Genomic DNA, 21,177 nt, shown 5'->3' with positions numbered 1-21,177 from the left:
CTTCGAAAACGAATATACATCGTCTTAGTTATCATTACGGTGGTCGCTACATGCGGCTCGCTTTCCTGGGGCGTGGCTTGAGCCTCCTCGCTGTTCGTTCCTCACAGCTGTGGGGTCTCAAGTCTCACGCTTTTCCCCAAGGAGTCTCGCCGCAAAGCTCCCACCTATTGAATCTCACAACATCATGCGTGTATACGTATACATAAAACTACATTTCATCACTCATTTAATTACACCTTCTATTACAAACAGCGCATTTTCATTGTCGTGATGAACGCTAAAAAAGCATGTCTATAGCATTGTACCGCAAAGTAAAAAAACGAGCGAATACTTTGTATGTATTCGCTCGCTTTTCTTTTTATCGTTTTCCTTTAATATACGGTGTACCAGATGCTTTTGGCGCGATTGCTTTGCCGATGAAGCCAGCAAGCGCTAAAATTGTTAGTACGTACGGTAAAATTTGTAAGTATACAGCCGGAATGTCTTGAATATATGGAATTTGGTTTCCTGCGATACTAAGCGTCTGTGCTACCCCGAAGAATAATGCTGCACCAAGCGCCCCAAGTGGATGCCATTTACCGAAAATGACAGCAGCAATCGCCATGAACCCTTGTCCTGCAATAGTTGATGCTGAGAAGTCTAGCGTAATCGTTTGCGCATATACTGCACCACCGATACCGCCAAGTGCTCCTGAAATGAGTACGGCGATGTAGCGCATTTTCGCTACGTTCACACCCATCGTATCTGCTGCCATCGGGTGTTCCCCGACTGCACGTAAACGTAGACCAAATGGCGTTTTATAAATGACAAACCATGCAACGATTGCTACTCCAAATGCTAATAGCGACGTGCTATATACATTTTGGAACAATAATGGCCCGAAAAACGGAATATTTGCTAACGGAAACCAATTGATGCCCCAAAGCTCAAACCCATCCATCTCAAAACGTTGAATGGAATTGGCGATCATATCCGTTTGCCCTTTATCGTAAATTAACTTTACTAAGAAAATCGTTACTGCTGCACCGAGCATGTTCAGCGCAACCCCTGTTACCGTTTGGTCAGCGCGGAACGATACCGCCGCTACTGCTAATAGTAGAGAGAACACCGCACCAGCAACGAGTGCTGCTAAAATCGCGAACCAGATAACGTTTGGACCTATCGCCTCTCCGTATTCTAAGTTCACATAAATACCAGTGAATGCACCAACGACCATGATCCCTTCTAAACCGATGTTGACAACACCTGATCGCTCGGAGAACACGCCACCGATTGCCGTAAAAATTAATGGTGTTGCGTACAGAATCGCTGAAGGAATGATGAAGTATAAAATGTCTAATCCACTCATCTTAGTTGCCCTCCTTCTTTGATCCAAATTTTTCTAAAAGTAAACGAATAACGTAACCACATGCAACGAAGAAAATAATTAAGGCGATAATAATCGATACAATTTCTTCTGGAATGCCGGCTTCGTTTGGCATGTTCAGTGCGCCGTATTTTAATGAACCAAATAACGTTGCCCCAAACACGACCCCAAGTGGCGTGTTCGCACCAAGTAGTGCTACGGCGATTCCGTCAAAGCCGACACCTGTAAATCCTGCTTTAATCGATGCATTTTGGAACGTACCGAGCGCTTCCATCGCACCGGCAAGACCGGCGAACATACCTGAAATTGTCATTGCTAAAATGATGTTTTTCTTTACGCTCATCCCTGCGTACTCAGCAGCATTTTGGTTGAAACCTACTGCTTTTAGCTCGTAACCGCGTGTCGTTTTTTCGAGTAGGAACCACATAACAAGCACCATCGCTAGCGCTACTAAAATCCCTAAGTGAAGACTTGAATTGTCGGTCATATCACGTAGCCACTGTGCACGTAATGTCGCAGTTGGTAAAACCGTTTCAGTTTTGAAACCGCCATCTGATAATGATTTAATAATTGCGTTCGTAATGTAAAGTGCTGTGTAGTTTAACATAATTGACGAAATAACTTCGTGCACATTTAAGCGTGCTTTTAAGAACCCGACTAATAATGCCCATAAACCACCAGCTACTGCTGCTGCGATAATCGCAAGCGGCAAGTGAATTACTCGTGGTAGCTCTACTGCATATCCTACCCACGCAGCAGCTAACCAACCCATTAATAATTGCCCTTCAACCCCGATATTGAATAAGCCTGTGCGGAACGCGAACGCTACCGCTAAACCTGCTAAAATGTATGGTGTAATTTGACGAATCGTATTCCCAATTGAGTACGAATCTCCAAAAATCCCGTTCCATAACGCTGTGTAGCCTTGCACCGGATCATAGCCTGATACGAGCATAACAACTGCACCGACGACTAAACCGACAATGATTGAAATAGCTGGAACGAGAATATTTACGATACGATTTGACATCATTCCGTTCCTCCTTTTGTAAGCGAATCTGGTTGTTGACGCGTCTCGCCCGCCATTAATAAACCAAGCTCCTGCTCGCTCGTTAACTTCGGATAAACTGTATCGACAATTGTACCGTCATAAATAACGGCGATGCGGTCTGATACGTTCATTACTTCATCAAGCTCGAATGAAATGAGCAGTACCGCTTTTCCTTTATCGCGTTGCTCGATTAAGCGTGAGTGAATAAACTCAATTGCCCCAACGTCTAAGCCACGCGTCGGCAATGCCGCAATAAGTAAGTCTGGATTACGATCTACTTCACGACCGATAATCGCCTTTTGTTGGTTACCACCTGATAGCGCACGTGCAGGCGTCATTTCACCTTGCCCTGTACGCACGTCGTATTCCTCAATAACTTGACGCGCTTTTTCGCTAATTTTTTTATAATCCATGACGAAGCCTTTTGAAATTGGTGGCTTGTAATACGTTTGAAGCGCGATGTTATGTCCGATTGGGAAATCGAGTACTAAGCCGTGCTTATGACGGTCTTCTGGAATATGCCCAACCCCCGCTTCTGTAATCGAACGCGGCTTTAAGTTCGTAATGTTTTGACCGTTTAGCGTAATCGTACCGCTCTTTACTTTACGTAAACCAGTAAGCGCCTCGATTAGCTCTGACTGACCGTTGCCATCAATACCAGCAATGCCGACAATTTCGCCGCGACGCACATTTAAGTTTAAATTCACAACTTTATCGATACCGCGGTAATCTGAAACGACTAAATCTTTTACAACTAGTACGTCCTCACCTGGTGTCGCCTCTGTTTTTTCTGTTTTAAACTCTACTTGACGACCGACCATTAATTCCGCTAGCTCGTTTGGATTCGTTTCCGCTGTAACAACTGTGCCGATTCCTTCACCTTTACGAATGATCGTTACGCGGTCTGACACTTCCATAATTTCTTTTAGCTTATGCGTAATGATGATGATTGATTTTCCTTCTTTAATAAGAAGGCGCATAATTTGAATAAGCTCCTCAATTTCTTGCGGTGTTAATGATGCAGTCGGCTCATCGAAAATTAACATTTCAGCGCCGCGATAAAGCGTTTTCAAAATTTCAACACGCTGCTGCATCCCGACTGAAATATCCTCGATTTTTGCATTCGGATCCACATCTAAATTGTAGCGCTCTGACAGCTCTCTTACTTTTTTAGCCGCCTTTTTAAGACTAACCATCCCAAATGTTGTCGGCTCGCTACCTAAAATAATATTTTCCGTTACGGTGAAATTTTCAACAAGCATAAAATGTTGATGCACCATGCCGATTCCTAAGTCATTTGCAATGTTCGGATTCGCAATGTTCACCTTTTTCCCGTGTACGCGAATTTCACCAGCTTCAGGCTGATAAAGTCCGAATAAGACGTTCATTAAAGTCGATTTCCCTGCACCATTCTCTCCTAAAAGTGCATGAATCTCGCCTTTTTTTAGTTGGAGCGTGATGTTGTTATTCGCTACGAAATTGCCGAATTCTTTACGGATTCCGAGCATCTCAATCACATATTCCACTGTAATCACTCCTTTAGCCATTTCAAAATTTTAATAAAAATATGATGCATATTGCGATCAATAACTTGTCAATATACATAAAAATATATGTTTGTGTAAGCAATCAAACTAATAAATTACTACATGAAAGATTTGTTTACAATCGTGTTAATTAGCCATTTAATCGGCAATTCACGTTGTCTCTTCGGCTCGTCTTAAGCCGCTGCACGCTCTTTGCCAGTACAATGCCGCGTTGATTTCCATTTTGCTGGCTGTTCACCATAACTTGGGGTTGCTTTCCACGCCGAGGCAGGCTTTCCGCGGGCATGGCTTGAGCCTGTAGTCTCAAGCTCATGCTTTTCCCGCAGGAGTCCGCCTCTTGTTCCAAGCAACATTCATGTTCAAGCGTCAACCCTAGCTTATGGTGATGAACGATTTTGCTATCAAAAACAACCAATTCAGCTACATAAAAACGGCTCATGAACAGGCTCGATTTATGTACACAAATCTTTCATCTAATAACTTAGAAAAAACATCATAGAAGCCGCGATGACCTCTATGATATTCATGTCTATAAGCGATCGTTTTACAAATTATTGAGCTGGTTTTTCTTCTGGTACAACGATTTCACCAGAAGAGATTTTTGCTGTGTAATCTTCTACAACTGCCATTACGTCAGCTGGAATTGCACCGCGAGAATCTGCTAATTGTACGCCGCCTTCTTTCAGACCGTATACAAGCGTTTCGCCACCGTTGAAGTCGCCATCTTGTGCGCGCGTAGAAATATCTACTACTGCTGCGTTAACACCTTTTAACATTGATGTTAATGTAATGTTTGTGTTTGCATCTACTTAACCTTCATCGTACTGGTCAGCATCTACGCCGATTACCCAAATGTTTGCGTTTGGATCTTTTGCTTTACGCTCTTTTGCTTCAGAGAATACACCGTTACCTGTACCACCTGCTGCGTGGAAAATAATATCTACGCCAGAAGAATACATTAAGTTTGCAGCTGTTTTACCTAAATCTGCTTTGTCGAATGCACCTGTGTATTGCACTTGGATTTCGATGTCAGGGTTTACTGCTTTTGCCCCTGCAACGTAACCAGCGTGGAAACGGTTAATTACTGGAATATCAACGCCACCTACGAAGCCGATTTTACCAGTTGTAGACATTGTTGCCGCTACAGCACCTGCTAAAAACGCTCCTTCTTGCTCTTTGAATAGTACAGATACTACGTTCGGTGCATCAACTACGCCATCAATGATTGCTAATTTTGAATTTGTGTTTTCATTTGCAATTTCAGTCATTGCATCTTCCATCATGTAACCAATACCGAATACTAAATCGAAGTCACGACGGATTAAGTTGTTAATGTTTGTGTTGTAGTCTGCATCAGAAGCTGATTGTAAGTAGTCGAAGCCGCCGTTTCCTTTCGCTAAACCGTTTGCTTCACCGAACTCTTGAATCCCTTCCCAAGCTGATTGGTTGAATGATTTGTCATCCACGCCACCTACGTCTGTTACCATTGCTACTGAAAATGTATCTTCAGTCGTTGCTGCGCCTTCGTCAGTTGAAGAACCATTGTCCGTTGTTTCTTCGTCACCACAAGCTGCTAATACTGTACCTGCAGCTAATACTGCTGTTAATGCAAAACCAAATTTACGCTTTTTCATGTAAGAATCCCCCTAAAATTTTGTAATTAGCAGGTAATACGACAACAATGTTTTACACCCGTTTACGCACTACATGGAAGCTGAATTTATCAGCTCTAAAATAATTTTTTGAATAAAGCACTACGCGGTCTTGCTCGTCGTAGTGTAATTGCTTTAATACGAGTAACGCTGTCTCACGATTGCACTTTAATATCGGAGACGCTTTTTCATGATACCCAACAGGATCAATATATGTAACGGCGTACGCTACACGAACCGTTCCCGTTTGTTCAATTGCCTCAAAAATGGACTCCCGATGATTGCTTTGTGCAAAATCGCTCGGCAGTAAACTTGTTGGAGCTTGATCAATACAATAAACGACTGGCTCGCCATCAGCTGTACGCACTCGCTCAATTGTAATAATTTTGTCGCTCTCTGTATTTTCAAAACGTTTTAAATCATCTTCAGACGGCACCGTTTCAACAGCACTTAAAAATTCCGTTCCCGGTACCATGCCAACTTGCTCGATCATTGAAGAAATACTTGTTAACTGTTCAATGCCTGATGTAAACACTGGCTTTGGGTTAACAAACGTCCCAACACCATGTCGACGAACGATGACATTTTCCTCCTCTAATAATCGCAGTGCTTCTCGTAGCGTAGCGCGACTTACACCGAGCAGCTTCGATAACTCAAACTCAGAAGGTAATTTTTCGTTTTCTTTGAAGATTCCTTGCTCAATATCGGCTTTTAATCGATCAATTACTTGTAAATACAAATGACGATGATCCGATTTAATAGTCACCTTTTAACCACCACCAAAGTTAGAAATCAGACATCTGATGTAAAACATCCCTACTAATTGAGAAATAATATAACACTTTTCGATTTAAAAAGGAATAGTTTTAGAAATAATACATCATAATTTATTCTTTTTTCGCCAAAAAAATTGCAGGCAAAACAGAAAAAATTAATTGTCTGAATCAAGCTGCAATTTCTTTAAAACTTACTGTTAATTTATGACGTAAGAACCTTTCGTGGCTTTGATCCTTCCGGCGGCCCAACAATTCCGCGTGCCTCCATTTGATCGACGATGCGTGCTGCACGTGAATAGCCGATTTTAAACTTGCGCTGTAGCATCGATACGGACGCACTTTGTAGCTCTATAACTAAATCAACCGCCTGCAAATACAGCTCGTCTACATCATCATCAATTTGCTTTATTTCCTCATCAGTCGGAATCATACTTTCTTCGTACTGCGCCTTTTGCTGATTGATGACGTACTCGGTAATGCGTTCTACTTCTTGGTCAGATAAAAACGCTCCTTGCACGCGCGTTGGCTTTGATACACCAGCTGGCATAAACAACATATCTCCACGACCTAGCAGCTTTTCTGCCCCACCCATATCAAGAATTGTGCGTGAATCAATCGCTGATGACACGGCAAACGCAATACGTGAAGGAATGTTCGCCTTAATGATGCCGGTAATGACATCGACAGACGGACGCTGCGTCGCAATAATTAAGTGAATGCCTGCTGCACGCGCCATTTGTGCAAGACGCATAATCGCATCTTCCACCTCGTTTGACGCAACCATCATTAAATCTGCTAACTCATCGACAATGACAACGATATACGGAAGCTTCGGCTGCTTATCGCCTGTTTCTTCGTTGTGACGCATGACATAATCATTATATCCTTCGATGTTGCGCGTACTTGTATGCGAAAACAGCTCATAACGACGCTCCATTTCCGAAACGACCTTTTGAAGTGCTTGCGCCGCTTTACGTGGATCTGTCACAACTGGCGCAAGCAAATGCGGAATACCGTTATACACATTTAACTCAACCATTTTCGGGTCAATCATCATCATTTTCACTTCATGCGGCTTTGCACGCATTAAAATCGATACGATAATGCCGTTAATGCACACACTTTTCCCACTGCCCGTTGAACCAGCGACGAGTAAATGCGGCATTTTGTTTAACTGCGCCAAAATCGGCTCACCTGTTACGTCAATACCGAAGCCAATTAATAACTTTTCGTCCGGCTTGTTATTTGCGTCTGTTTCTAAAACGTCTCGCAACGTAACGACCGCGATTTCACTATTTGGCACTTCAATACCGACTGCAGATTTCCCTGGGATCGGCGCTTCAATACGAATGTCCTTCGCTGCGAGCGCTAACGCTAAATCATCTTGCAAGCTAACAATTTTGCTAATTTTATAGCCAGGCTCTGGTGTCACCTCGTATTTTGTTACCGCCGGACCGAGCAACACATTCGTTACACGCGCACGCACATTAAAGCTTTCAAACGTTTCTTCTAATCGGCGTTTATTGCGCTCTGCTTTTTTCTTTTCATCACTTTGGTCCTGTGCTTTTGAACGTTGCAACACATCGATCGTCGGTAACGTATACGACGTGTTATCTTCAGCATCTACACGCGGCGGCTTCTGTTTTGTATATTCCTTATTTTCATTTGCTCTAAACGGCTTTTCATCATTTACTCGCTCTGCAAACGTTTTAATGACAATTTCGTCTACCTCTTTTTGCGGCGACATTTCATGCATAACTGTGTCGACCTCATCAGACGAGGACGCAACGTCTTTTTTACGTTTACTGCGAGCTGGCTTTTCAGGCTTTTCAACTGCTCCTTCCGCCTTCTGTTGCTTTTTGCGCTCCTTCCACTGCACGAATTTTTCCTTCATGCTCGTGCGTAGCTCCGTCGCTTTATTCGTTACAAGCGGCATTAGCGCTTTACCACCAAATAATAGCGCACTAACGAGTAACAGCACCCACGCTAAAATTTTTGCTCCGTCTACATCAAACAATAACGACAGCACACTAAAAATAATGCCGCCGATTATGCCGCCACCGAGTGCGTTCGAGCGGTTTTCAATACCGCCTGTCGTAATGAGCAAATTCCACGTTTCCTTCAATACCGACGTCGATGCTAAATCACCCGATACAGTTAGCTGCTCAAACAATAGCGCATGGCTAAAAATAATGAAGCTCGTAAACAATAAGCCGACACCGACAACGATGCGATTTTTCAGTTTCACTTTACGTCGCATCATGAGCGCCACGGCACTTAAAATGAGCGTCGCAGGAATTAAAAAATGTAAATTACCAAAGAAAAAGCGTGCCGTCGATTGCAACGCACGTCCGACAACTCCGTATTGTTGGAAAATAACGATTGCTAATACGATTAATAAAATGCCGACAATTTCGTAAGCAAGTGGATGATATTTTTGCACTGCTTGCTCCGCTGTATGCGTGCTACTTTCTTTTTTCGCAGCAGTTGTGCGGCGGCGTACTGGCTTTTTCACCGGAGCCTCCTCCGTCTTAACCGCCGTACGCTTACGTGGTGTGCGAGTACTTTCCTTTTGTTTTTGCTGTGCCATTTCATCACCTCTTTCCTTCATGACCAGCTTTTTTCATGACGCCTATGACGACAAAAAAGTTCTCCACTCTATCGTATGGCTATTTTGAAATGTTGTCAAAGCGTATTCCTAAACAGAAAGAAACCATTCGAAAATAAAGTTCGAATGATTTCTTGTATGCTTATTGAAATTAATATTCCATAATAATCGGAATGATCATCGGGCGACGCTTCGTTTTTTGGAATAAATATTGGTTTAACGTATCACGGATTTCTTGCTTAATGTTCGTCCATTCAAACGTTTCTTTGCCAACATACTTTTCGATTACTTTGCGTGCAATGTCCGCTGACTCTTGCATAAGCTCCTCTGATTCACGTACGTAAACGAATCCACGTGATAAAATTTCTGGACCTGATGCAATTTTCTTTTGCGCGCGATTTAATGTTACGACAACGATGAAAATACCATCTTGTGATAATAATTTACGATCGCGCAATACGATGTTGCCGACGTCGCCAACTCCTGAGCCGTCGATTAATACGTTACCTGCTTGTACGCGACCGCTCATGCGCACTTTGCCATTTTTGTATTCTACGATATCGCCTTTTTCCGCGATAAAAATTTGTGATTTTTGCATACCGATTGATTGAGCCACTTTTGAGTGCGCAATTAACATGCGGTACTCCCCTTGAATCGGGATGAAATATTTTGGCTGCATTAAGTTTAACATAAGCTTTAAGTCTTCCTGGCTACCGTGACCAGATACGTGCACTTTTTTGTCTGATGTTAATACGCGTGCGCCTGCTTTTGCTAAATTGTTCATCGTGTTGAACATTTGCACTTCCATCGACGGTGATGGTGTGAACGTGATCAGTACTGAATCCGTATCTTTAATTTTTAACTCACGATGATGTTTACGCACAATTTTATCTAACGCATCTAACGGCTCACCTTGATTACCTGTTGCGATAATAACGAGCTCATCATCGTTATATTTATGAATATCTTGAATTGGAATAATTGTATCTTCTTCGACTTCTAAATAGCCTAAGTTTACACCAAGCTCCACCACTTTTTCTAACGGCTTACCGATAATGGCCACTTTACGATGTGATGCGTGCGCTTGGTGTAACACTTGCTGAATACGAATGAAGTTTGATGCATATAACGCGACAATTAAACGACCTGGTGCTGAGTGGAATGTTTTCGCTAAGTGGTCATTTACTACCGCTTCAGATGTCGTATAACCTGGGCGCTCTGCTTCTGTTGATTCCGATAACAGCATGAGTACGCCTTCTTCGCCAAGCTGCGCCATTTTCGCTAAGTCAGGGCGGAACTTCCCTTGTGCAGATTGGTCGAATTTAAACTCACCTGTGTGTACAATCGCTCCTTCTGACGTATGGAACACAACGCCTAATGAGTCCGGAATGCTATGTGTTGTATGGAAGAACGTTACGTGCGTTGAATTGAAGTTCATGCGACTACGATTCGTTACTTCAAAGAACTTCACTTGGTACGGCGCTGGTAAATCTTTTAAATGCTCTTTTGCAAGGGCAATCGTTAATTTTGAACCGTACACTGGTGCTTTAATTTTACGTAGCACGTACGCGATTGCACCGATTGCATCCTCGTGACCGTGCGTTAAGAAAATACCTTTGACGCGGTCTTTATTTTCCTCTAAATACGTAACATCTGGAATGACAATGTCAATGCCTAGCATTTCGTCCTCTGGGAACATTAAGCCACTGTCTACAACGAATAGCTCTTCGTCAATTTCAATTACGTACATTGCTTTTCCAATCTCGCCTACACCGCCGAGAGGGATTACTCGAATTAATTCATTTTTTGTTTTCGTCACTTTGTTTCCTCCTAAAAAATATCCCGAACAACAACCACTTGTCCTTATTATACGGTGTTGCTCACACTTTGTACAAACAAAAATGAGAAATTCTTTCCTGGAGGGACAATTGTGGCGCTTTTCGTGTCGCGTTCAGCTTTTTGTGGAAACAAATACGAGGTTGGTCATATGTTCATTCGTCAGTGAACGGATTGCGGCTCGCGTTTTTGGGACGTGGCTTGAGCCTCCTCGCTTCGCTGTGGGGTCTCAAGTCTCACGCCGTTCCCCTAGAAGTCTCGCCGCACGTTCACTGCTATTTCGATGCTGCATATATTGCAAAAACAATCCATTTAGTAGCATAAAAATAGTGTTGCCGCGGAAAGCCTGCATCGACGTGAAAAGCCATAAAAAAACGATTGCTGTATATAAGAATTTAACTACAACGATGAATGCGAGGCATGCAGCAACTCATTTGCGCCTCACCTCGTGAAAAATGAGACCGCGCTCATTGTGCGGAAATTCAAAAAAACGATGCACTCGTCTGTAGACGTGTGCATCGCTTCCATCATTATTTAAAGTTTTTCGCTTTTTCTTGGTATGTATCCCAAATTTGATCGAATGCTGCTTTTTCTTCGTCTGTCATTTCAACCATTGGTAAGCGTACGTCTAACGTATCAAAGCCTAGCTTCGTCATCGCGTATTTAATCGGCGATGGGTTTGGCTGTGCAAATAACGCACGTACAAGTGGTAATAGCGCACGATGAATTGCCGCTGCATCTTCGTGACGACCTTCGTTAAACGCTTTGATCATCTTTTGCATATCGTTACCAACAACGTGTGATGCTACTGAAATGACACCGTAACCACCGATTGCAAGAAGTGGTAATGTTAAGCCATCATCACCGCTATAAACGATGAAGTCTTGATCGGCATTTTCAATAATGTCACCCATTTGGTCTAAATCACCGCTAGCTTCTTTCACACATGTAATGTTGTCGATTTTGCTCAGTGCGACTGTCGTTTCTGCTTTACAGTTAGCACCAGTACGTCCTGGTACGTTATAAAGCATCACTGGCAGCTTCGTTTCTTTTGCAATTGTCGTGAAGTGAGCGTACATCCCTTGTTGGTTCGGCTTGTTGTAGTAAGGCGTTACAAGCATAATTCCGTCTGCACCGTTTTCTTCCGCTTTATGCGTCATCATAATAGAGTATGCTGTTTCGTTATCACCTGTTCCAGCGATTACTGGCACGCGACCTGCTACTTTTTCAACTGTGAAACGTACAACTTCGATTTTTTCTTCCGTCGACATCGTTGGGTTTTCTGAAGTTGTCCCACAAGCGATGATCGCGTCTGTACCGTTGTCGATTAAGTGATTAATGATGCGTTCTAATTCTGGGTAGTTAATTGATCCGTCTTTTTTAAACGGCGTAATCATCGCCGTTCCAATACGTCCGAAATCCATTCACAAACACTCCTCTTATTATAGTAAGTTATCCTCTAACATTGCTTCTGCAATTTGAATTGAGTTTAGCGCAGCACCTTTTAATAAGTTATCTGCTACGATCCATAAGTGGAAGCCTTTTTTGTTGTCTAAGTCTTGGCGGATACGTCCTACATAAGTTGGGTCTTCGTTTTCTGCAAATAATGGCATTGGGTACGTTTGGTTCGTAATGTCATCTTGTACTACGATGCCAGGTGCGCCTTGTAGTGCTGCGAAAATGTCTTGTACTGTCGCTTCTTGCTCAAGCTCGATGTATACAGACTCAGAGTGACCTGATACGACCGGTACGCGCACACAAGTTGCCGCAACGTGTAATTCAGGAAGCTCCATAATTTTTTTCGTTTCGTTGATCATTTTCATTTCTTCATACGTGTAACCGTTGTCCGTAAATTTATCAATTTGTGGAATAACGTTACGTGCGATTGGGAAATGCTTCACGTCTGACTTTACTGGTAATACGTTCGCTTCAACGTTTTTACCAGCTTCCCAGTTTTGAGATTGCGCTTTTAACTCGTCGATTGCCGCGATGCCTGAACCTGATACAGCTTGGTACGTCGATACAACGACTTTCGTTAAGCCGAATTTTTCACGTAATGGCTGCAATGCTGCAACCATTTGAATTGTTGAACAGTTCGGGTTTGCGATAATGCCTTTAGGAATTGTTTTTAATGCGTGACGATTTACTTCAGGTACAACAAGTGGTACTTCAGGATCCATGCGGAAGTGGCTTGTGTTGTCGATTACAACTGCGCCACGAGCAGCTGCTTCTGGTGCTAACGCAGCTGATACGGAACCGCCTGCTGAGAATAATGCTACATCCACGCCTTCAAAGCTTTCTGGTGTTGCTTCTTCAATTTTGTATGTTGTGCCGTTAAATTCGATTGGGTTGCCAGCTGAGCGAGCAGATGCTAAAAATTTAATTGATTTGATTGGGAAATTACGTTCGATTAGTTTCTCCATCATTTTTGTTCCAACTGCGCCAGTAGCCCCGACTACAGCAACGTTTAATTGCTTTGTCATTTTGTCATCTCTCCTCAAATATATCCATCATTTTTCTGTATGTAGGTTCATAGCTGTTTGTGCATATTTCATTATTTGTACATGTTTTTGTGAACCATAATGTGTGATATTGTACCACACAATTTCTAAATTGAGTACAAAAATCGTATTATTTCAAAAATTGTATAAATAGACGTATAAACGACTATTTATACGCATTCATTGGCGATTTCACCGATGTCACAATTCCCTTTTTCATGTCGAGCATTTACTCGTTTAGCGGTGAAAAAGAATGCCCGTTTGCTTTTTAACGTAAATAGACGGTGAATGTATTGTAATGTTTCGTTACAAGCGTGTTAATTAGCCATTCAATCGGCAAAAGCGTATTACGGCTCGCTTTGCCTGTACGGTCACTCGTCGCAAAAACAATTTTCGCTTTTCGCGCTGAAGTCCGTTTTTTATTTCGAGCTTGTTCTCGTTCTAAATGTTAATTACCATTTTATAGGTTCATCACCGTAAGCTGGGGTTGACGTATAAAAGTTGCTTAAAACGAGAGGCGGACTCCAGCGGGAAAAGCGCGAGCCTCAAGACCCCGCAGTCGTGAGGCACGAACGACGAGGAGGCTTGAGGAAGGTGATAAACGCCACGTCCATGTGGCATCACCTTCATGACAAACATCGTGTTCGCCTCCGCGCCCGCGGAAAGCCTGCCTCGACGTGAAAAGCAACCCCAAGTTATGGTGAAGAGCCATTTTATATCGTTATAGGCACAAAAAAGGTGTGCACCCGTCTCATTTGACGTGTAACACACCTTTTTATTTTATGCTTCTTGCTCCGTGCCGTTAATAATAGCCGTTGCACGTTCCTTCGTGAAAATCGTTTGAATGAGGCGATCGCATGCTTCCATCGAAATCGCATCAACACCTGCAATTACTTCATCAATCGTTTTATGGCGACCGAAAATAAGCTCTGCCTTACCGTTACGGCTCATGCGCGTTTCCATCGATTCGATGCCTAACACGACGCTTGCCTTCAATTGCTCTTTTGCGTTCGTTAACTCCTCATGCGTAATGCCATTCGTTACAATATCGTGTAACGTCGCATCGATCGTTTCAACGAGTAACGGCATTTGCTTATTTGTCGTGCTACTATAAATCGTAAATGTGCCAATATCTGCATACGCCGTTTCATATGAATAAATACTGTATGCTAATCCACGATCCTCGCGCACACCTTGGAATAAGCGCGAGCTCATGTTGCCACCAATTAAATTGTTCAACGCGACGAACGAGTAAAAGTCTGGATTTTTACAAGAGATTGCAGGATAGCTAAGCGCAATATGTGACTGCTCAATATCACGCTCTTCCTTGTAATGTCCCGCTGTAAATTCAGGATATGTTAGCGCAGATTTCACGAACTTCTCCGTGCGCTCGTAATAGCCAAACAACTTTTCAATATGACGTATTAATGCCGTCGAAATGTTCCCAGCAATCGAAATAACGACGTTTTCTGGCGCATAATGCTTATCCATATAGTTGCGAATCATATCCGCATCAAACGTTGCAAGCGTTTCAGCCGTCCCTAAAATCGGCAAGCCGAGCGCATCTTTCGGATACATTTCGTACCAAAGCTTTTCGTGAATGTCGTCATCTGCTGCATCTTCACTCATTAAAATTTCTTCACCAACTACTTGACGTTCGCGCTCTAAATCGTCTTCTCGCAATGCTGAGTTAAAAAACATATCCGCGAGCATATCAATCGCATGCTCACCGTGATGATCGAGCACCTTCGTGAAATAACACGTATTTTCCTTCGACGTGAACGCATTAATTTCGCCGCCGATGCGGTCAAATGCCTGGGCGATTTGATGTGCTGAACGTGTAGCGGTCCCTTTAAATAACATATGCTCGATAAAATGTGTAATGCCGTTTTCGTGCGGTAGCTCATAGCGCGAGCCCGCATCTACCCAAATGCCGATTGTAACAGAGCGTACATACGGCACGTGCTCTGACACGATGCGTACGCCGTTTTGACATGTATAAATTTGTACCATGTAATTCCTCACTTTTCTACGTTTTCGACTGATCATATGAAACGTATTCATATTTTATTACAAGCATGTTGATTAGCTATTTAACTGGTCGTGTGCGTACTGGTGCTCGGCTCAAGGAGTCTCGCCGCACGCTCACTGCCATCACAGTGCCGCCATAATTCCAGTTTTATCGTTAAAAACAAGCGATTCAGCTGTATAAAAACCGCGAATCAACAGACCTGATTTTATTCCATCGTAAAAGGAGGCTACGCACATGTCGCAGCCCCCTTGTTATATTGAAAACACAAACAGCTTATTGTTGTGCTGCGCGTTCTTTTTCTTCTTTTAACACAATTTTACGCGATAAGTTTACGCGACCTTGCTTGTCGATTTCTACACATTTTACAAGTAACTGATCGCCAAGCTTCAGTACGTCTTCAACTTCCTTCGTACGCTCTTCTTGAATTTCAGAAATGTGTAATAAACCGTCTTTACCTGTAAAAATTTCAACGAATGCGCCAAATTTCTCGATGCGTTTTACTGTACCCATGTAGTACTCGCCTACTTTTGCTTCGCGTACAATCGCTTCGATCATTTCTTTCGCGCGTGCAATCATTTCTTCATCAGATGAAGCGATGAAAATTGTACCGTCTTGCTCTGTATCAATTTTAACACCTGTTGCGTCGATAATTTTGTTAATCATTTTGCCGCCTGGTCCGATAACGTCGCGGATTTTGTCTGGATTAATTTTAATCGTTACAATTTTCGGTGCATATGCTGATAACGTCGTACGTGGCTCTGCAATCGTTTGTAGCATATGGTCTAAAATTTGCATACGACCAATTTTCGCTTGTGTTAACGCTTCTTCTAAAATGTTGCGTGATAAACCGTCGATTTTAATGTCCATTTGAAGTGCAGTAATCCCTTTTGCAGTACCTGCTACTTTAAAGTCCATGTCACCTAAATGGTCTTCCATGCCTTGAATGTCTGTTAATACTGTATAGTGTTCGCCTTTTTTCACAAGACCCATCGCAATACCTGCAACCGGTGCTTTAATTGGCACACCTGCAGCCATTAACGACATAACCGATGCACAAATTGATGCTTGAGATGTTGAACCGTTTGATTCGACAACTTCAGCTACACAGCGAATCGCATACGGGAATTCCTCTTCAGAAGGTAATACCGCTGAAATTGCACGCTCACCTAACGCACCGTGACCAATTTCGCGACGACCTGGAGAGCCGTAACGACCTGTTTCCCCAACTGAGAATGCTGGGAAATTGTAGTGGTGCATGAAACGTTTTGTTTCTTCAATACCTAAGCCATCGATAATTTGTACATCACCTAATGGACCTAATGTTGTAATTGAAATTGCTTGTGTTTGTCCACGCGTGAACATTGCTGAACCGTGTGTACGTGGTAATAAATCTACTTCAGAAGATAACGGACGGATTTCGTCTTGTTTACGTCCATCTGGGCGCACTTTATCTTCTGTAATTAAGCGACGAACTTCGTCTTTTACCATTTTATCTAAAATTGCTTTTACTTGCTTCATCGTATCCGCATCTGCTTCTTCTGCTTCGTATGATTCCACTACACGCGTTTTAACCGCTGTAATGTTAATTTCACGCTGCTGCTTATCTGCAGTTTGGATCGCTGTATTCATATCCACTTCAGCCATTTCTTTAATCGCTGCTGTTAATTGTGCATCAAGCTCGTATAATACAACTTCTTTTTTCGCTTTGCCGACTTCAGCAACAATTTGCTCTTGGAACGCGATTAATTTTTTAATTTCTTCATGACCGAACATAATCGCTTCTAACATCACATCTTCAGGTACTTCTAACGCGCCTGCTTCTACCATGTTAATCGCATCTTTATTACCAGCAACTGTTAAGTGAACTGTTGATGCATTCGCTTGTTCCATCGTTGGGTTTACGATAAATTCACCATCGATGTAGCCTACGTGTACGCCGGCAATTGGTCCGTCAAACGGAATATCTGAAATCGCAAGTGATAATGAAGAACCAAACATAGCCGCAACGTCTGCTGGACAGTTTGGATCATTTGACATGACCATTAAAATTGATTGTACTTCGTTACGGAAACCATCTGGGAACATTGGGCGGATTGGACGGTCGATTAGGCGAGACGTTAACACCGCATTTTCTGACGGACGACCTTCACGTTTAATGAAGCCTCCTGGAATTTTACCTGCTGCGTATAAGCGCTCTTCATAGTTTACCGTTAATGGGAAGAAATCTGTTGGTTTTGCTTCTTTTGACATTGTTGCTGTTGCTAACACTGCTGTTTCGCCGTAACGAATCATCGCTGCACCGTTTGCTTGTTTTGCTAACTGTCCTACTTCTACTACTAAAGGACGGCCAGCCCATTCAAAAGAATAGACTTTTTTATCGTTCATTGACTGAACCCCTTTCTACTTGTACATGTCTGCCTATGTATCATACACAGTGTACCAAAATTACTATATTATATGCGAAAAATTTTAGCATTTCATCATCGTTAATTAGTTTTATTCCAAAATCGGTGCTTGCAACATGGAAGAACGATCAAGAACCTACTTTGGTCAAAAACCCGTTTATTTGTATCATTTAAGAGCAATAATGCACGCTACTTTAACGATAAACAACGATCAACTACTTAATTTTATAATGAATTAATATGAAAGTTAATTATAGGAACATTCGATACATAAATAAAAAGCGGGAATACTCCCGCTTTTTACGTTATGCGCAAAGATTAACGACGTAAGCCTAAACGTTTGATTAATTCACGGTAGCGTTGAACTTCAGTTTCGCGTAAGTATTTTAATAAGTTACGACGAGTACCTACCATTTTGTGAAGACCGCGTTTAGAGTGGAAATCTTTTTTGTGTGTTTGTAAGTGAGCGTTTAATGCATTGATTTCAGCAGTTAATACAGCGATTTGTACTTCTGGTGAACCAGTGTCGCTCTCGTGAGTACGGAACTCAGCGATAATTTCGTTTTTACGTTGTTTTGTAATTGCCATTTTGAATGGACCTCCTAGAATATAAATATCCCCATTAGCAACGCCATCGTTCGGAGAAACAAATAGCCTAGCCAAGGTTCGTATGTCAATAACATACTTTAGCATTATAGCACACGTTTAAATCAATGTGCAACTGTTGTGTTTATGTCGACGGTCACCTTTTGCAGCTCGCGTTTCTAGAACCCGGGGGCGAACACGATGTTTGTTCTGAAGATAGGTTCACCACCTTCCTCAAGCCTCCTCACCGCGAGCGGTTGCGGGGTCTCGAAGCTCAGGCTTTTCCCCAAGGAGTGTCGCCGCAATGTTCCCGTCCATCATACCCGGCTAATAACATCGTGCATCTATCTTCTACACCTGCTGTGCAAAGTAATCAATCGCCTGCTGTTGATCGATGTATAACTGCTCCTTCAACGCCTCAAGTCCCGCAAATTTACGCTCGTTTCGTAAATATTTGTACCAAGCGACAACAACATCCTCGCCGTAAATATCTTGCTCAAACTCAAAAATATGTACTTCAATCGATAGTTGCTTTGCTTCTGGGTCTTTAAATGTCGGCTTGTAGCCAACGTTGCATACGCCGTCATACCACGTATTTTGCACGAATAAACGCACCGCATAGACGCCAACCGCTGGAATGAAGCTGCCTTCTTTCTCCTGCACGTTCGCTGTAGGGAAGCCAATTGTGCGACCACGTTTATCGCCATGTACGACGATGCCGCTCGTTGCAAACGGTCGACCGAGTAGCTTTGCTGCTTCCTCCATGTCACCTGCTTCAAGCACAGCACGAATGCGCGTTGAGCTAATTTTATCGTCACCACATTGCTGCTTATCAATAACTGTTACACCAAAATCACCGTTTGCGGCTGCCTCGATATCCGTCATTTTGCCTTTGCCGAACGCTCCGAATGAAAAGTCAAAGCCTGCTGTAATATGCTTAACATTTAATTCGCGTAAAAATGTCTCAATAAAGTCTGTCGGTGATAGCTGAGCAAGCTGTGATGTGAAATGTGCGACATACACAACATCTACGCCCATTTCCTCTAAAATACGTAGCTTATCCTCAAGCAGCGTAATGTAAAACACGCGTTCATTGCGTCCACCAAGCACAATCGATGGATGCGGGTCAAACGTCATAACAGCTGATCGAATCCCAAGCTGCTGCGCCTTCTTTTTCGCCTCTGTGATTACCGCCTGATGCCCGCGATGCACACCATCAAAAAAACCAATTGCAAGCGACGTCGGCTGCACTTGCGTCGTAATTTGATGTGGATACTTTAAATGAATAACGTCCATACCCATACTCCCTTCTATTCTACATTTGGAAACATTTTATCTGGCTTCATCATATGCTCTTTCGTCGGATGCGCAATATAAATTGCGACTGCTTTATGATTCTTCCCAAACACTACTTTATCATGTTCTTGTAGTAATGTGTGCATCGGAAGCACTTGACCGTTATGAATTTGCTTCTCCACATCGGCCGTAATTTCAACGTACGGATAGTCACGTAGCGCATGCTCAACCGGCAATAATGCGTCGTCAATTTGCTCATTTTCCATCAATTCTGCCACTTGCGCAAGCGTGAAGCAGTTATCTTTTGAAAACGTACCAGATGCTGTGCGCACAAGCTCATACATATGTGCTGGGTAACCGAGTGCTTCACCAATTTGAACAGCAAGCGTACGAATATATGTCCCTTTACTGCATGCAACGCGCACTGAAAAGCGTACTTCATCCCCTTCAAATACCGCTTCATCGCTTAGTAACGTTAAGTCATAAATCGTCACCTCGCGCGATGGACGCTCAATTGTTTGACCAGCGCGTGCATATTCATACAATTTTTTACCGTTTACTTTAACGGCTGAGTACATCGGAGGCGTTTGTGTAATGACACCTGTTAATGAAGCAAGCGCGTCTTCAATTTGTGCGCGTGTAAACGATTTTGGCGCGGTGTTTTCCTCTACTGTGTCGCCTTCTGCATCTTCGGTCGTCGTCGTACGCCCAATCGAAATGACCGCTTCGTATGTTTTCCCTGCGTCTGTTAAATATTCCGCAATGCGCGTCGCCGTGCCAATGCAAATTGGTAACACGCCTTCAACACCTGGGTCAAGCGTGCCTGTATGTCCAACCTTTTTTGTGCGTAAAATTTTGCGTAGTTTAAATACGCAGTCATGACTTGTCATGCCGCGCTCTTTCCATAATGGGATAATGCCGTTCATCTTTGTTTTCCTCCTAAAAAAAGCCTGCCCGCATAATTCATGCAGAGCAGGCTTTTTATAATTTATGTTCATTCACGTCACTGTCCGGTAAACCGACGTTGAGCAGATTGGAAGCGTTACGGCGAGACTCCTCGGGGAAAAGCGCGAGACTTGAGACCCCGCAACCGCTTGCGGTGAGGAGGCTCAAGCCGCGCCCCGGGAAAGCGAGCCGTACAACGCGAACAATCTGTAGACGTACTGAACGATTATTTCTCTTCGTGCAATGAACGAAGTAATGCGTCGATTTTGTTTCCGTATGCAATCGCAGAATCAAACTCGAAGAAAATTTCTGGTGTACGGCGTAAGCGAATGCGTGAACCAATTTCAGTACGGATAAAGCCTGACGCTTTTTCCAACGCTTTTAATGCTTCTGCACGCTCACGGTCGTTACCAAGTGATGTAATATATACAGTCGCTTGTTGCAGATCCCCTGTTACTGCTACATCTGTTACTGTGATGAAGCCAACTCGTGGGTCTTTAATTTTGCGTGTAATAATATCACCAAGCTCTTTTTTCATTTGCTCTGCAACACGATTTGAACGTAAAGACATCTCATG

Annotated in this window: 14 protein-coding genes and 1 pseudogene; all 15 read right to left on the bottom strand. The window is 43.0% G+C overall.

Translation table 11 applies throughout. The features are described 5' to 3' along the window. Positions 1–358: 358 nt before the first annotated feature. The 15 genes and pseudogenes from A6K76_RS04560 to rbfA all read right to left on the bottom strand — a co-directional run bounded on the left by A6K76_RS04560 (position 359) and on the right by rbfA (position 21,171). Positions 359–1,348 carry an ABC transporter permease gene (locus tag A6K76_RS04560; protein ID WP_066462557.1) on the bottom strand — a complete coding sequence of 330 codons (990 nt, stop codon included), beginning with the start codon at positions 1,346–1,348 and terminating at the stop codon, positions 359–361. A 1-nt stretch (position 1,349) separates the two neighbouring features. Then, positions 1,350–2,396 (bottom strand): ABC transporter permease, encoded by a 1,047-nt coding sequence (locus tag A6K76_RS04555; RefSeq protein ID WP_066462692.1) that lies wholly within the window; start codon positions 2,394–2,396, stop codon positions 1,350–1,352. Then, positions 2,396–3,943, bottom strand: a complete 1,548-nt coding sequence (locus A6K76_RS04550; RefSeq protein ID WP_066462554.1) for an ABC transporter ATP-binding protein — start codon at positions 3,941–3,943, stop codon at positions 2,396–2,398. The genes A6K76_RS04555 and A6K76_RS04550 overlap by 1 nt, the downstream gene beginning before the upstream one ends. Before the next feature lie 572 nt (positions 3,944–4,515). Beyond that, positions 4,516–5,598 (bottom strand): annotated as a pseudogene (locus tag A6K76_RS04540) (BMP family lipoprotein). A 52-nt stretch (positions 5,599–5,650) separates the two neighbouring features. Beyond that, the gene (locus A6K76_RS04535) at positions 5,651–6,382 is read right to left on the bottom strand and encodes a GntR family transcriptional regulator (RefSeq protein ID WP_066462552.1); all 732 of its coding nucleotides are present in this window, start codon (positions 6,380–6,382) and stop codon (positions 5,651–5,653) included. Positions 6,383–6,594: 212 nt separating this feature from the next. Then, positions 6,595–8,982 carry an FtsK/SpoIIIE family DNA translocase gene (locus A6K76_RS04530; RefSeq protein WP_083995283.1) on the bottom strand — a complete coding sequence of 796 codons (2,388 nt, stop codon included), beginning with the start codon at positions 8,980–8,982 and terminating at the stop codon, positions 6,595–6,597. Between the two features lie 169 nt (positions 8,983–9,151). Beyond that, entirely contained in the window at positions 9,152–10,819 is a 1,668-nt protein-coding gene (locus A6K76_RS04525; protein WP_066462551.1) for a ribonuclease J, read from the bottom strand. A gap of 547 nt (positions 10,820–11,366) precedes the next feature. After that, complete coding sequence (gene dapA, locus A6K76_RS04520) at positions 11,367–12,260, bottom strand: 4-hydroxy-tetrahydrodipicolinate synthase (RefSeq protein ID WP_066462548.1); 894 nt, start codon at positions 12,258–12,260, stop codon at positions 11,367–11,369. An 18-nt stretch (positions 12,261–12,278) separates the two neighbouring features. Then, entirely contained in the window at positions 12,279–13,319 is a 1,041-nt protein-coding gene (locus A6K76_RS04515; protein WP_066462543.1) for an aspartate-semialdehyde dehydrogenase, read from the bottom strand. 798 nt (positions 13,320–14,117) lie between these two features. Then, entirely contained in the window at positions 14,118–15,350 is a 1,233-nt protein-coding gene (locus tag A6K76_RS04510) for a M16 family metallopeptidase (RefSeq protein WP_066462542.1), read from the bottom strand. 292 nt (positions 15,351–15,642) lie between these two features. Continuing rightward, positions 15,643–17,754, bottom strand: coding sequence for a polyribonucleotide nucleotidyltransferase (pnp, locus tag A6K76_RS04505; RefSeq protein ID WP_066462541.1), 2,112 nt, complete (start codon positions 17,752–17,754; stop codon positions 15,643–15,645). A gap of 338 nt (positions 17,755–18,092) precedes the next feature. Further along, positions 18,093–18,362: a 30S ribosomal protein S15 gene (rpsO, locus tag A6K76_RS04500; RefSeq protein ID WP_066462540.1), complete on the bottom strand. Its 270-nt coding sequence runs from the start codon at positions 18,360–18,362 to the stop codon at positions 18,093–18,095. A gap of 348 nt (positions 18,363–18,710) precedes the next feature. Next, positions 18,711–19,655 (bottom strand): riboflavin biosynthesis protein RibF, encoded by a 945-nt coding sequence (gene ribF, locus A6K76_RS04495; protein WP_066462539.1) that lies wholly within the window; start codon positions 19,653–19,655, stop codon positions 18,711–18,713. A gap of 14 nt (positions 19,656–19,669) precedes the next feature. Beyond that, on the bottom strand, positions 19,670–20,581 hold the full coding sequence (truB, locus tag A6K76_RS04490) for a tRNA pseudouridine(55) synthase TruB (protein WP_066462538.1): 912 nt from the start codon (positions 20,579–20,581) through the stop codon (positions 19,670–19,672). Between the two features lie 245 nt (positions 20,582–20,826). Continuing rightward, positions 20,827–21,171, bottom strand: coding sequence for a 30S ribosome-binding factor RbfA (gene rbfA / locus A6K76_RS04485; RefSeq protein WP_066462537.1), 345 nt, complete (start codon positions 21,169–21,171; stop codon positions 20,827–20,829). Positions 21,172–21,177: the final 6 nt, after the last annotated feature.

This window comes from Caryophanon latum (assembly GCF_001700325.1).
In the GTDB taxonomy this organism is placed as follows: Bacteria; Bacillota; Bacilli; order Bacillales_A; family Planococcaceae; genus Caryophanon; species Caryophanon latum.
Note: the sequence above shows the minus strand (reverse complement) of the source record. Positions and strands in the feature narration are given on the sequence as shown.

Excerpts from the sequence above, each read along its gene's own strand:
- A6K76_RS04560 (WP_066462557.1), bottom strand. The coding sequence starts at position 1,348 with ATGAGTGGATTAGACATTTTATACTTCATCATTCCTTCAGCGATTCTG.
- A6K76_RS04555 (WP_066462692.1), bottom strand. The coding sequence starts at position 2,396 with ATGTCAAATCGTATCGTAAATATTCTCGTTCCAGCTATTTCAATCATT.
- A6K76_RS04530 (WP_083995283.1), bottom strand. The coding sequence starts at position 8,982 with ATGGCACAGCAAAAACAAAAGGAAAGTACTCGCACACCACGTAAGCGT.
- dapA (WP_066462548.1), bottom strand. The coding sequence starts at position 12,260 with ATGGATTTCGGACGTATTGGAACGGCGATGATTACGCCGTTTAAAAAA.
- A6K76_RS04515 (WP_066462543.1), bottom strand. The coding sequence starts at position 13,319 with ATGACAAAGCAATTAAACGTTGCTGTAGTCGGGGCTACTGGCGCAGTT.
- A6K76_RS04510 (WP_066462542.1), bottom strand. The coding sequence starts at position 15,350 with ATGGTACAAATTTATACATGTCAAAACGGCGTACGCATCGTGTCAGAG.
- pnp (WP_066462541.1), bottom strand. The coding sequence starts at position 17,754 with ATGAACGATAAAAAAGTCTATTCTTTTGAATGGGCTGGCCGTCCTTTA.
- rpsO (WP_066462540.1), bottom strand. The coding sequence starts at position 18,362 with ATGGCAATTACAAAACAACGTAAAAACGAAATTATCGCTGAGTTCCGT.
- ribF (WP_066462539.1), bottom strand. The coding sequence starts at position 19,655 with ATGGACGTTATTCATTTAAAGTATCCACATCAAATTACGACGCAAGTG.
- truB (WP_066462538.1), bottom strand. The coding sequence starts at position 20,581 with ATGAACGGCATTATCCCATTATGGAAAGAGCGCGGCATGACAAGTCAT.
- rbfA (WP_066462537.1), bottom strand. The coding sequence starts at position 21,171 with ATGTCTTTACGTTCAAATCGTGTTGCAGAGCAAATGAAAAAAGAGCTT.